11 protein-coding genes are annotated in these 13310 nt (G+C 68.1%); 3 read left to right on the forward strand and 8 right to left on the reverse strand.

All coding sequences use genetic code 11. The features are described 5' to 3' along the window. Positions 1-51 precede the first annotated feature (51 nt). The 3 genes from bktB to ABNX08_RS07230 all read left to right on the forward strand — a co-directional run bounded on the left by bktB (position 52) and on the right by ABNX08_RS07230 (position 3237). Complete coding sequence (gene bktB / locus ABNX08_RS07220) at positions 52-1236, forward strand: beta-ketothiolase BktB (RefSeq protein WP_022534506.1); 1185 nt, start codon at positions 52-54, stop codon at positions 1234-1236. Between the two features lie 8 nt (positions 1237-1244). Continuing rightward, entirely contained in the window at positions 1245-1862 is a 618-nt protein-coding gene (locus ABNX08_RS07225; protein ID WP_022534507.1) for a hypothetical protein, read from the forward strand. 151 nt (positions 1863-2013) lie between these two features. Next, positions 2014-3237, forward strand: a complete 1224-nt coding sequence (locus tag ABNX08_RS07230; RefSeq protein WP_041681334.1) for a cystathionine beta-lyase — start codon at positions 2014-2016, stop codon at positions 3235-3237. On the opposite strand, the gene ABNX08_RS07235 is transcribed toward ABNX08_RS07230, so the two are convergent. The 8 genes from ABNX08_RS07235 to mfd all read right to left on the reverse strand — a co-directional run bounded on the left by ABNX08_RS07235 (position 3234) and on the right by mfd (position 13261). Continuing rightward, the gene (locus tag ABNX08_RS07235; protein ID WP_022534509.1) at positions 3234-3473 is read right to left on the reverse strand and encodes a DUF2789 domain-containing protein; all 240 of its coding nucleotides are present in this window, start codon (positions 3471-3473) and stop codon (positions 3234-3236) included. The genes ABNX08_RS07230 and ABNX08_RS07235 overlap by 4 nt on opposite strands. A 118-nt stretch (positions 3474-3591) precedes the next feature. Continuing rightward, positions 3592-5235, reverse strand: a complete 1644-nt coding sequence (locus tag ABNX08_RS07240; protein ID WP_022534510.1) for a PepSY domain-containing protein — start codon at positions 5233-5235, stop codon at positions 3592-3594. A gap of 10 nt (positions 5236-5245) precedes the next feature. Beyond that, positions 5246-5566 carry a hypothetical protein gene (locus tag ABNX08_RS07245; protein WP_022534511.1) on the reverse strand — a complete coding sequence of 107 codons (321 nt, stop codon included), beginning with the start codon at positions 5564-5566 and terminating at the stop codon, positions 5246-5248. Next, positions 5563-5850, reverse strand: coding sequence for a hypothetical protein (locus ABNX08_RS07250; protein WP_022534512.1), 288 nt, complete (start codon positions 5848-5850; stop codon positions 5563-5565). Before ABNX08_RS07250 ends, ABNX08_RS07245 begins: the two co-directional genes overlap by 4 nt. A 195-nt stretch (positions 5851-6045) precedes the next feature. Next, positions 6046-6900, reverse strand: coding sequence for a phosphoserine phosphatase SerB (gene serB, locus ABNX08_RS07255; protein ID WP_022534513.1), 855 nt, complete (start codon positions 6898-6900; stop codon positions 6046-6048). A 107-nt stretch (positions 6901-7007) separates the two neighbouring features. Beyond that, positions 7008-8387 (reverse strand): amidohydrolase, encoded by a 1380-nt coding sequence (locus tag ABNX08_RS07260; RefSeq protein ID WP_022534514.1) that lies wholly within the window; start codon positions 8385-8387, stop codon positions 7008-7010. Between the two features lie 131 nt (positions 8388-8518). Next, complete coding sequence (argE, locus tag ABNX08_RS07265) at positions 8519-9733, reverse strand: acetylornithine deacetylase (RefSeq protein ID WP_022534515.1); 1215 nt, start codon at positions 9731-9733, stop codon at positions 8519-8521. Positions 9734-9811: 78 nt separating this feature from the next. Beyond that, positions 9812-13261 carry a transcription-repair coupling factor gene (mfd, locus tag ABNX08_RS07270; protein WP_022534516.1) on the reverse strand — a complete coding sequence of 1150 codons (3450 nt, stop codon included), beginning with the start codon at positions 13259-13261 and terminating at the stop codon, positions 9812-9814. Positions 13262-13310: the final 49 nt, after the last annotated feature.

Below are 13310 nucleotides of genomic sequence, written 5' to 3' on the forward strand. Positions count from 1 at the left end.
GGCGTCCCGCTATACTGTGCGGTGCAACATAACCCCCCCTGGAGACAAGTCATGACGCGTGAAGTCGTAGTGGTGAGCGGTGTTCGTACCGCGATCGGGACCTTTGGCGGCGGCCTGAAGGACGTGGCGCCGTCCGAACTGGGCGCGCTGGTGGTGCGCGAGGCGCTGGCCCGCGCCCAGGTGTCGGGCGACGACGTCGGCCATGTGGTGTTCGGCAACGTGATCCAGACCGAACCCCGCGACATGTACCTGGGCCGCGTCGCGGCCGTCAACGGCGGCGTGTCGACCAACGCACCCGCCCTGACCGTCAACCGCCTGTGCGGCTCGGGCCTGCAGGCCATCATCAGTGCCGCGCAGACCATCCTGCTGGGCGATACCGACGTGGCCATCGGCGGCGGTGCCGAGAGCATGAGCCGCGCGCCGTACCTGGCGCCGGCGGCCCGCTGGGGCGCCCGCATGGGCGATGCCGGCCTGGTCGACATGATGCTGGGCGCGCTGCACGATCCTTTCCACCGCATCCACATGGGCGTGACCGCCGAGAACGTCGCCAAGGAATACGACATCTCGCGCGCGCAGCAGGACGAGGCCGCGCTGGAGTCGCACCGCCGCGCCTCGGCCGCGATCAAGGCCGGCTATTTCAAGGACCAGATCGTCCCGGTGGTGACCAAGGGCCGCAAGGGCGATGTCACCTTCGACACTGACGAGCACGTGCGCCATGACGCCACCATGGACGACATGACCAAGCTGCGTCCGGTCTTCGTCAAGGAGAACGGCACGGTTACGGCCGGCAATGCCTCGGGCCTGAACGACGCCGCCGCCGCGGTGGTGATGATGGAGCGCGCCGAAGCCGAGCGCCGCGGCCTGAAGCCGCTGGCGCGCCTGGTGTCGTACGGCCATGCCGGCGTCGACCCCAAGACCATGGGCATCGGCCCGGTGCCGGCGACCAAGATCGCGCTGGAGCGTGCCGGCCTGCAGGTGTCGGACCTGGACGTGATCGAAGCCAATGAGGCCTTTGCCGCGCAGGCCTGCGCGGTGACCAAGGCGCTCGGCCTGGATCCGGCCAAGGTCAACCCGAACGGCTCGGGCATCTCGCTGGGCCACCCGATCGGCGCCACCGGTGCGCTGATTACGGTGAAGGCGCTGCACGAGCTGCAACGCGTGCAGGGCCGCTACGCGCTGGTGACGATGTGCATCGGCGGCGGGCAGGGCATTGCCGCCATCTTCGAACGGATCTGAGGTACGCCTTGCGCCTGGCTTTGCTGACAAAGACCATTCCGGCCCTGGCTGCCGTGTTCGCCCTGGCGGGTGCGGCGCAGGCGGCGCCTGACACCGAGTTGTCGACCGGTCCTGTGGGAACGGCGTCAGGCGGCGGGGAAGGCCTGGGCATCAACCAGGCCATCCGCGATGGCGAAGCCCGGCGCGGCGCTTCATTGTCCACCGGGGCGCCCAAACCGTTGGCGCCCCGTTCGGAATATTCATCGTTGCCGGTCTACGTTGGCAAGGTCGGCGACCAGCCGGTGCGGCTGCGCCTGGGCCCCAAGCCCGACGAGCGTGACAGCGTGCGCGGCGAATACACCGGCCGCGGCGCAGGTGTCCGGCTGCTGGCCGGCGAGTGGGAAAACGGTGCCTTCCTGATGGAAGAATCCGACGACGGCAAGCGCGTGTCGGGCAACTGGGAGGGCAATATCGACGCCAGCGGCGCCGTGCGCGGCACCTGGACCGACGCCTTTAACCCGGCCATCGTGCTGCCGTTCTTTATCCGGCCGCTGGGCGTGCTGGTGATTCCCCCGTTCGACATGACGCCCAACAGCGGCGTCACCTACGCGCCGCCGCCGCCGAAGTCCTCGATTTCCGGTTGGTAACCCTGCTTGCGGTGCGGGTCGCCACGATTGCCGGTGGCGCGGCCGGCATTTGCTGGTAAGCTCGAAGGCTCATCCCGTCTCATTGCTGACCGGCCCGCGCGAAGCCCTGGCGGTATTGCGCCGTCCGGACGGCACCAGCAAGGAATCCGCCGTGTCCGATTCGCCATCCGACAAGCCCGCGTCCCGCCCCCATTACCTGCAGACCGTCGCAGTCCAGCCCGAGCTGGAGATCGCGCCCGGCTTTGCCTCATTTTCTCCCGCCACGCACCGCGGCTCGACCGTAGTGTTCCGCAACCTGGCTGAACTGCGCGCGCAGGGCGATGGCGCCACCACGTACTGGCGCTACGGCCTGCACGCTACCCCGACCAGCGAGGCGCTGTGCCAACACCTGGCGCTGATCGAAGGCGCGCGCCACACGCTGCTGCAGCCGTCCGGGCTGGCGGCGATCTCGCTGGTGTACTTCGCGCTGCTCAAGAGCGGCGACGACGTGCTGGTGCCGCACAACGTCTATGGCCCGAATCGGGACCACGGCGAATGGCTGGCGCGCGACTTCGGCATAAGCGTGCGCTACTACGACCCGATGGACGGCGCCGGCTTCGCCGCGTTGATCCGCCCCAACACGCGCCTGATCTGGCTGGAGTCGCCGGGTTCGGTGACGATGGAAGTGCCCGATATCGTTGCCATGGTGGCCGCGGCCAAGGCGCGCGGCGTGCTGACCGCGATCGACAATACCTGGTCGGGCGGCGTCTATTTCCGTCCGTTCGACAAGGGCATCGATATCTCGGTGCAGGCGCTGACCAAATACCAGTCCGGCGGCAGCGACGTGCTGATGGGCTCGGTGCTGACGCGCGACGATGCACTGCACGACCGCCTCAGGCGCACCCGCATGCTGATGGGGTGGGGCGTGTCCGCCGACGACTGCCACCTGGTGCTGCGCGGGCTGCCGAGCATGCCGGTGCGTCTCGCCGCCCATGACCGCGCCGCGCGCGAGGTGGCCGAGTGGCTGTGCCAGCGGCCGGAGGTGGCGCGCGTGCTGCATCCCGCGCTGCCAGACTGCCCCGGGCATGCCAACTGGCGGCGCGATTTCACGGGCGCGAGCGGGCTGTTCGCGATCATCCTGCGCGCGCGCTACTCGCGCAAGCAGGTGGATGCCTTTGTCGAGGCGCTGCAGCTGTTCGCGATCGGCTGGTCCTGGGGCGGCGCCCACAGCCTGGCGGTGCCGTACCACGTGCCGACCATGCGCCCGGCGGGCACGTGGCCACCGGCCGGCTGGCAGGACACCGGCGAACTGGTGCGGCTTTATATCGGCCTGGAAGACACGCGCGACCTGATCGCCGACCTGCGCCAGGCGATGGAGACGCAGCTTGCCAGCTAGGTCGGTTGCCGCAGCGCCAGGTTGAGCTGGTCGACCACTTCGGCCCAGTCGGCGTCGTCGAGCAGCTCGTCGCTCAGGAGCGCGGACTGCGCGGGCGTCCAGAAGGGCGCTTCGGCCAGCTCGACATCATCGGGCAGCGGCGCGTGCGTGCCGATAAAGCTGCGGATGCTGGCCTCATCGGACGGCAGGCCGAGTTGGGCGAATAGTTCGGAAAACTGGTGGAAGGTCGATTCCATGGCAGTCGGGCTCTCTGTGGTGGGGCTCAGGTAGTGTAGGGCAGCGACCGGCTTGCCGCCGACCCAAAGACAAAACGGACGCCGCGGCGTCCGTTTTGCATTGCGGTGCTGGTGCGGCTCAGGGCGTGTCAGCCCTCGGCATCGCCTTGGCGGCGGCCTGGGTGGCCCGGGTGGCCTGTGCCGCGCGCGGCAGCGCCCATACCGACTCCGCGGGGCCGCTGCGCGCCCGGCGTTGCGTGGCACGCGCCAGCGCGACATAGCCCACCGCCAGCGCGATCGCGCCGATGTCGAAGCCGGCGATGATCCAGTGCCCGCTCAGGATCGCGTGCAGCAGGTGGTCGCCGGTCAGGATCGCATTCGACAGCGGCACGGTCAGTGAGGCCAGCGCGGCCACGCAAAGCAGTTCGACCGCGGCGCGCACCGGCGGGCGCAGCAGCGCCCACGCACAGGCAAGGGCGAACACCGTGAAGTACGTGTAGCTGACCGCGCGCCCGGGCCACAGCAGCGCCGCCGGGAAGCACAGCGCCACGCCGATGCAGCAGCCGATGCAGACGCCCACCGTGGCCTGCGCCAGCAGGCGGTGCACGCGCGGCTGCTCGGCCTGGCGCAGCCTGCGGCGGGACTCGATCCACAACAGGTTGCCCGAATAGAACAGGAAGGCGCCCGCCAGCCCGGCCAGCAGGTAGACCAGGCGCACCGGCAGTTCGCCGAAGGTGCCGAAATGCAGTGCATAGAGTGCGCTGTGCAGCCCGTGGTTGCCGTCGCGTGCGCCCGCGGTCTGGTTGGCTGTCAGCTGGCCGGCGTTGGGCTCGCCGCTGGCGGCATGGATGCCGACCGAGCCCAGATTGCCCAGCGCCTGCGTGCTGGTGCCGCGCACTTCGACCACGGCGTTGGCGTCGCCGTAGCGCTGGAAACGGAACGACTCGGGGGTGAAGCGCTCGCCGCCGTGCTCGCGGGCGATCTTTACCAGCGCCTCGGTCGGCATAGTCGGCACTGCGCGGCCGGCCGCCGTGACTTCCGGCACCGCGGTGGTGTTGCGCGGCACCACCTCGAACAGGCGGCCGTCGAAGGTCAGCGTGTTGAACACCATCATCAGCACCAGCGACAGGCAGAACAGCGCGCCGGTGATGGCAAAGATGAGGTGAAAGGGCAGGCTGAACAAGCCCAGCACATTGTGCGTGTCCATCCAGAAGCGCTTCAGGTTGCGTCCCGGGCGCACCGCGAACAGGTCCTTCTTCAGGCGCGGCAGGTGCAGCAGCACGCCCGATACCAGCGCCAGTCCGTACAGCACCGAGATCGCGCCCATGAAGTAGATGCCGCCCACCGGGATGCCGAGCGAGTAGTGCAGGCTGTTCAGGAAGGCCGACAGCTCGCCGATCACCTGGTCACGCGAGGTATCGCGCTGCATCGCGGCGTCGCCGGCCAGGCGCGCGTCGGTGGTCATCTGCCACTCGCCGGCCTTGTCCTGCCAGTAGGCCGAGATATTGGGCTCGCCCTCGGACGGCATGATCACGTAGGCGCTGGCGGCGGCCTCCGGATGGATCGTCACCAGCTTTTGCATAACGCGGTCGACCGCGGCCGGCTCGGCCTTGGCCTCGACCGGCACATTGCCCTTGAGCCGCGACGGCGACTGCCACACGTGCAGTTCGTGGTGGAAGACGGTGACAGCGCCGGCAAAGAAGGCGATAAACAGGGCCCAGCCGGCCATCAGGCCGACCCAGGTATGGAGTGTCTGGTACAGGCGCAGGGTTGCGGTTTTCATGACGGCGATCTCAGGTGGTGGGCAGGCCCTGCATGGCCTTCAGCGCCGCCGGTGCCATGCCGGCCAGCCGCAGCGCCCACAGCGTGCCGAAGCAGAGCAGGTTGGCGCCGCCCAGCCACAGCCATGCGGAGGCGCTGGAGCGGAACAGCAGGCTGCAGCTGATGATGGCGACCCACACCGGCAGGCAGGCCGCCACGGCAGCCACCAAGCCGGTTTCCCAGCCTCCCGGCAGCCACAGGATTGCAAGCGTGCACAGCGCCACCGCCAGCGGCAGCCCCAGCAGCGTGCCGGCCAGCCATTTGGTGCCGATTGTGGTCGGGACCGCGCTCATGCCCGTTGCCTCCGCGCCGCCTGGCGCCTGCGGTCGACATAGATGCCGACGAATGGCCATGCCGACAGGGCGCACGGCACTGTCGCCAGCGTGGCGGCAATGGCGACGGCCCAGCTGTCAGTGGTGCTCCACAGCCAGGTGCTCAGGATCACCAGCAGCAGGCCGAGCCAGCCCAATACGCGCGGCTGAGCGACCGCGCCGGTCGGCAGCAGGACCTGGTTGGGCGAGGCCAGGTACAGGCACGCCGCCGCTGCCAGCCCGAGGAGGGCGGCCAGAACTTGCATGGGGAAATGTCAGCGAATCAAAACATTAATGATAATGATTCGCATTTTGGCGCGCAAGCGGATTGTGGCGGGGCCTGGCGGAAACAGGGGTATTCGTCACATCGGGAGGGCAGCCGAGGTTGCGAATGGCTGACCGTGCCGCTTGCGCTCGGCGGCGTGGCGGCTCGCCCCGCGGGGCGAACCTTGCCCGATGGATCAGTGCGGGAACAGCGCCAGCAGGCCGTCCAGTCCAACGTGGTTGAAGGCGACGCTGGCCTGCGCGCGCACCACCGGCTTGGCACGGAAGGCCACCGACAGCCCGGCCACCGCCATCATCTTCAGGTCGTTGGAGCCGTCGCCCATGACGATGGCCTGGTCCGGCGTGGCGCCGATCTGCGCGCAGACTTCCTGCACGGTGCGGGCCTTGACGTCGGCATTGACGATCTCGCCGACCACGTTGCCGGTCAGCTTGCCGTCGACGATTTCCAGCGTATTGGCGCGGGTGAAGTCCAGCTTCAGCCGCGCCTTGAGCTGCTCGGTGAAATGCACGAAGCCGCCGGACACCAGCAGCGTGCGCAGGCCCAGCGCCTGCACGGTCTGCAGCATGCGCTCGGCGCCCGGGGACAGGCGCAGGCGTTCTTCATAAACGCGGTCCAGCACGCTGGCGTCCAGGCCCTTGAGCAGCGCCACGCGGCGGCGCAGGCTTTCGTTGAAGTCGGTGATCTCGCCGCGCATGGCGGCTTCGGTGATGGCCGAGACCTCGGCCTTGAGCCCGCAGAAGTCGGCGATCTCGTCGATGCACTCGATCGTGATCAGCGTCGAGTCCATGTCCATCGCCACCAGGCGGAAGTCCGACAGGCGGCGCCCGGCCGGCACCACTGCCCAGTCGATCGCGCGCGGGCCGCAGAAGTCATCCAGCGCATCGCGCAGCGCCGGCGTCAGCGGCGCGCAGTCCTCGGCGGCAGCCACGGTGTCGCTGCGCGGCACCAGTTCGGAGGCGCGGGCCAGCGTGCGGACGGTGTCGAGGTCGGCGGCGGAAAGCGGGGCGGTGCTCTGGAGGATCAGGGGCATGACAGAAGAGGATCGGGCGCTCGCCGCATGGCGGCGTGGCGGCAACGCGGGGCTGCAAGCGGAAAAATCGCTATTGTAGCCCCGCCGGCCCGCACCGGGCGAACCGCTCAGCGCTGCGCCATCACCATATAGTCCACTGTCAGGCTGGACAGCGCGCGCACGCCGTTGATCAGCGCCGGCTCGTCCACATAGAACTCGGGCGAGTGGTTGGACGGCGCCTTGTTCACATCCTGCCCCTTGGGCGTCACGCCGAGGTTGAAGAACAGCCCCGGCACCTTCTCCTGGTAGAACGAGAAGTCCTCGGAGGCGGTGGCCTTGGGTGTGATCATCCAGTTGCCGTCGCCGGCAACGCGCATCAGCGTTGGCGCCATCTTGTCGGTCAGCGCAGGCTGGTTGATGGTCGCGTTGTACAGCTCGACCACGCGGAAGTTGGCCTCGGCGCCGGCGCTGCTGGCAATGGCCTCGGTGGTGCGCTTCATGCGGGCATGGATGTCCTTCTTCATGCCTTCGTCATAGGTGCGCACCGTGCCCATCATCTCGACCTTTTCCGGCACGATGTTCATGCGGTTGCCGCCGTGGATGGTGCCCACGGTGATCACCGAAGGCTCCAGCATGGCGTTGACCTGCCGGCTCTGGATGGTCTGCAGGCCCATCACGATCTGCGACGCGACCACGATCGGGTCGATCCCGCCCCACGGCCGCGCGCCGTGCGTCTGGCGGCCCTTGACGTCGATCCAGAACTGGTCCGCCGCGGCCATCGAGGCGCCGCTGCGCCAGCCCAACTTGCCGGATTCGATGCCGCTGGTGACGTGCAGCCCGAAGATGGCGTCGACCTTCGGGTTGTCCAGCACGCCCTCGGACACCATCTGCTTGGCGCCCCACGTGTTGGAGCCGTTGGGCTCGAAGTCCGCCGGGCTTTCCTCGGCGGGCTGGAAGATGAATTTCACCGTGCCCGGCAACTGGTCCCTCATGCCGGCCAGCACTTCTGCGGTCGCCATCAGGATTGCCACGTGCGTGTCATGGCCGCAGGCGTGCATCACGTCCACTTCCTTGCCCAGGTACTGGCCCTTGGCCTTGGACGCGAACGGTACGTCCACGCGTTCCTTGACCGGCAGCGCATCCATGTCGGCGCGCAGCGCCACCACCGGGCCCGGCTTGCCGCCCTTGAGCACGCCCACCACGCCGGTCTTGGCCACGCCCGTCTTCACTTCCATGCCGAGCTTGCGCAGGTGGTCGGCCACGAGCTTCGCGGTGCGGGTCTCGTAGTTGCCCAGTTCCGGGTGCTGGTGGATATCGCGGCGCCAGGCGATCAGCTGGGCTTCGACGGCTTTGGCGCGGGATTCGATCTGGGCGTGCAGGGTTTCGGCGCCGGCGGGCGTGGCTTGCGCCTGGGCCTGCGCGGTGTTGCAGAGCAGGCCGGTGGCGAGGGCCAGGCCAGCGAGGGCAAAGCGGGCGGTGGAACGGGATGCGGTGTGACGGACAGCCATGCAGGATCTCCTTCGTTGTTGTTGGTTTGATGCTGGCAGTGCAACGGCACGCCAGACTGCAGCGTGCCGGCAAAAGCTGTCGGTTTTTCCCCTCGCCCGCGGGAGAGGGGCGCAAGGCGGGGTCGATGAAGTCAGTCAGTCACGCGCAGGCTGTCGACCACCTTGTGCAGGAAGGCCTCGCACGCGGCCAGCTGGTCGAGCGCGACGAACTCGTCAGGCTTGTGCGCCTGCTGGATATCGCCGGGGCCGCACACCACGGCCGGAATGCCGGCGCGCTGGAACAGCCCGGCTTCGGTGCCGTAGGCCACCTTGTTGGTGTCACGGTCCGCAGTCAGCGCCCGCACCAGTTGCGTGATCGCTGCCTGCTCGGCCACGTCCAGCGACGGCGCGGCGGCGATCTTGCTCAGCGTCAGGTCGGCATCGGCATGCTCGGCCCGCATTTTCGGCAGCAGCACGTCATTGGCATACGCATGGACGCGCGCGTAGATCGCTTCCGGATCTACCCCAGGCAGGTTGCGGAACTCGAACACGAACTCGCACAGCGCCGGGATGGTGTTCAGCGCGATGCCGCCCTGGATGGTGCCGGTCTGCGCGGTGGTATAGGGCACGTCGAAGGCCTGGTCGTACGGACCGTTGGCCTTGAATTCATCCGCGATATCACGGATGAAGCAGATCAGGCGCGCGGCATATTCGATCGCATTGACGCCACGCGGCGTCAGCGACGAGTGCGCGGCCTGGCCCTTGACGCAGCAGCGATAGGCGTTGATGCCTTTGTGCGCGACGATCACGCGCATGCTGGTCGGTTCTCCGACGATGCAGCCACCGGGCGTCACGCCGCGGTTGCGCAGCTCGGCCAGCAAATAGGGCGCGCCCATGCACCCGATCTCTTCGTCGAAGGAAAGCGCGTAGTGCACCGGCTCGCGCAGCTTCGCGTCGAGGATGGCGGGCAGCAGCGACAGGCTGGTACCGATAAAACCTTTCATGTCGCAGGTGCCGCGGCCATACAGCTTGCCGTCGCGGATCACCGCCTTGAACGGGTCGGTGGTCCAGTCCTGCCCGTCCACCGGCACCACGTCGGTGTGGCCGGACAGCACGATGCCACCGTTGGTAGCGCCGTTGGCCGCAGGCACGGTGACGAACAGGTTGGCCTTGTCCTGCTGCGGGTTGTAGCTCAGATGTGGCTTCAGCCCCTTTGCCAGGAAATGATCGCGCACCGACTCGATCAGCCCCAGGTTGGAATGCCGGCTGGTGGTGTCGTACGCGACCAGCCGCTGGGTCCATTCGAGCGCGCTGCCGCGCTTGGCTTCGGAGGCGGTCTGGCGGGCGGGGGCGGCTTGAGCGTGCATGGGGGCGCTATCACTAACCTGTTAAGGATTTGATGCTACACCCGGGCGCTCGCAGAGTCCATGCGCCCGCCGCCATCCTTACGCGAGTTGCCGCAACGTATGCTTGATCGTCTGCGCGCGCACCGCCACGTCCGGCATCTTGGCCTCGATGCGCAGCTTGTCCTGCCCCGCCAGCTTGATATGGCGGTTCTTCTGCACCAGGTCGATGATGCGCATCGCATCCACCGGCGGATTCGGCACGAACTGCACGCTGATGGTGGCCTCGCCCGCATCGATCTTGCGCACGCCCAGCGGCGCGGCGGCGATGCGCAAGCGGTGCGTTTCCACCAGCGCCTGCGCCTGTGCCGGCAGGCGGCCGAAGCGGTCGATCAGCTCTTCCTGGATATCGTCCACGCGCTCGGCGGTCTCGCAATTGGCCAGCCGCTTGTACAGCGACAGCCGCTCGTGCACGTCGGCGCAGTAGTCGTTGGGCAGCAGCGCCGGCGTGCCGAGGTTGATCTCGGTGGTGGCGGCCAGCGGCGCCATCAGGTCGGGCTCCTTGCCAGCCTTCAGCGCCTTGACCGCGGCGTTGAGCATGTCGGTGTAGAGCTGGAAGCCGATCTCGTGGATCTCGCCGGACTGCTTGTCGCCCAGCACTTCGCCGGCGCCACGGATCTCCAGGTCATGCATGGCCAGGTAGAAGCCGGAGCCCAGTTCTTCCATCTGCTGGATCGCTTCCAGCCGGCGCTGCGCCTGCTTGGTCAGGCCATCGACGTCATGCACCAGCAGGTAGGCATAGGCCTGGTGGTGCGAGCGCCCGACCCGCCCGCGCAGCTGGTGCAGCTGCGCCAGACCGAACTTGTCGGAGCGGTGGATCAGGATGGTGTTGGCGGTCGGCACGTCGATGCCGGTCTCGATGATGGTGGTGCACAGCAGGATGTTGTCGCGGCGCGAGACGAAGTCGCGCATCACGCGCTCCAGCTCGCGCTCGTGCATCTGGCCGTGCGCGACGGCAATGCGCGCCTCGGGCACCAGCTCGGTCAGCTTGGCGCGCTTGTTCTCGATGGTCTCGACCTCGTTGTGCAGGAAGTAGACCTGGCCACCGCGCTTGAGCTCGCGCAGGATGGCCTCGCGGATCACGCCGTCTTCCTCGCGCCGCACGAAGGTCTTGATCGCGAGCCGCTTCTGCGGCGCGGTCGCGATCACCGAGAAATCGCGCAGGCCTTCCAGCGCCATGCCCAGCGTGCGCGGGATCGGCGTGGCGGTCAGCGTCAGCACGTCGACCTCGGCGCGCAGCGACTTGAGCGCTTCCTTCTGGCGCACGCCGAAGCGATGTTCTTCGTCGATGATGACCAGCCCCAGGCGCTGGAACTTGACCTGGTCGGACAATATCTTGTGAGTGCCGATGACGATGTCGACGGTGCCTTCGTTGATCTGCTTGATGGCCGCGTCGATTTCCTTCTTGGTCTTGAAGCGCGACAGCTCGACGATGCGCACCGGCCATTCGGCAAAGCGGTCCGACAGCGTCTGGAAATGCTGCTCGGCCAGCAGCGTGGTCGGCGCCAGCATCGCCACCTGCTTGCCGCCGAGCACCGCGACAAAGGCGGCGCGCAGCGCCACCTCGGTCTTGCCGAAGCCGACGTCGCCGCACACCAGCCGGTCCATCGGCTTGCCCGAGGTCATGTCGGCGATCACCGCGGCGATCGCGGCGGCCTGGTCGGGCGTTTCCTCGAAGCCGAAGCTCTCGGCAAAGGTCTCATAGTCCTTGGGCGAGAGCGGGAAGGCAAAGCCCTCGCGCAAGGCGCGGCGCGCGTACAGGTTCAGCAGCTCGGCCGCCGTGTCACGGATCTGCTGCGCGGCCTTGCGCTTGGCCTTGTCCCACTGGCCCGAGCCCAGGTGGTGCAGCGGCGCGGTATCCGGATCGGCGCCGGAATAGCGCGAGATCACGTGCAGTTGATGCACCGGCACGTACAGCTTGCTGCCCTTGTCGTAATCCAGGTGCAGGAATTCTTCGTCGCCCTGGCCCATGTCCAGCGTGACCAGGCCCTGATAGCGGCCGATGCCGTGCTCGCTGTGCACCACCGGATCGCCTATCTTCAGCTCGGCCAGGTCGCGCACCATCGAGTCGACGGCGGTAGCTTGTTCCTGCTTGCGGCGACCGGCGCGGCGCGCGGTGCCGGCGTACAGCTCGGCCTCGGTGACAAATGCGAGTTGCGCTTGCGGCAGCGCGAAGCCGCTTTGCAGCGGCGCCACCGCAATCGAGAAATGCGCTTCGCCTGCGAGGAACGCGGCAAAGTCGTCCACCGGCTGCGGGCGCAGGCCGCTTTCGGCAAAGAGTTGTAGCAGGGTTTCGCGCCGGCCGGCGGAATCCGCGCACATCAGCACGCGCGTCTGCTTGTCGAGCAGCAGGGCTTCGAGGTTGACCAGCGGGTCGTCGGCGCGCCGGTTGACCGAGACATCGGGCAGCAGGGCGGAGAAGACCGGCTGGTCCGCCGAGGGCTCTGGCTGCAGCACCAGCCGCGCCATCGGCTTGGCGGCGACGAAGAACTGCTCCTCGGACAGGAACAGGTCCGCCGGCGGCAGCAGCGGGCGCTCGCGGTCGTGCCGCATGAAGTTGTAGCGCTGCGTGGTGTCGGCCCAGAAGCGGCGGACGGCTTCATCGACATTGCCGGCAAAGGCCAGTTGCGTGTCGGCGGGCAGGTAGTCGAATACCGTCGCGCTGTGCTCGAAGAACAGCGGCAGGTAGTACTCGATGCCGGCCGACGGGACGCCGTTGCCGATGTCCTTGTAGATCGTCGACTTGGTCGGGTCGCCCTCGAACACCTCGCGCCAGCGGCCGCGGAAGGCGGTGCGCGCGGCTTCGTCGAGCGGGAACTCGCGGCCCGGCAGCAGGCGCACTTCCTTGACCGGGTAGAGGCTGCGCTGCGTGTCGGGATCGAAGGCGCGGATGGTCTCGACCTCGTCGCCGAACAGGTCGATCCGGTACGGCAGCGCCGAGCCCATCGGGTACAGGTCGATCAGGCCGCCGCGCACGCTGTATTCGCCGGGACGCATCACCGCGCTGACGTGCTCGTAGCCGGCCAGCGTGAACTGGGCCTTGAGCGCCGCTTCGTCCAGCCGCTCGCCCTGCTTGAAGAAGAAGGTGTAGGCCGCCAGGAACGCGGGCGGGGCGAGCCGGTACAGCGCGGTGGTGGCCGGCACCAGCATCACGTCGCATTGCCCGGTCTGGATGTCGTGCAGCGTGGCCAGGCGCTCGGACACCAGGTCCTGGTGCGGCGAGAAGCTGTCGTACGGCAGGGTTTCCCAGTCGGGTAGCAGGCGCACGCGCAGTTCCGGCGCAAACCAGGGGATTTCCTCGGCCAGGCGCTGGGCGTCGACGGCGTGGGAGCACACCACCGCCAGCATTGGCACGCGCTCGCGGTGCTGCCGCGCGTAGGCGGCCAGCGCCAGTGCATCGGCCGAGCCGCGCAGGCCGGCGACGCTGTGGCGCAGGCCTGGCTTGACCAGCGGCAGGTTGACGAAGGGTAGGGTGGGCGTGGCGTCAGGCATGTCGGCAGCGTGCGTTCAAAACGACGACACCCCGCCGGCATTGCGGGCG

Source organism: Cupriavidus sp. DF5525 (assembly GCF_040149425.2).
GTDB classification, from domain to species: domain Bacteria; phylum Pseudomonadota; class Gammaproteobacteria; order Burkholderiales; family Burkholderiaceae; genus Cupriavidus; species Cupriavidus pickettii_A.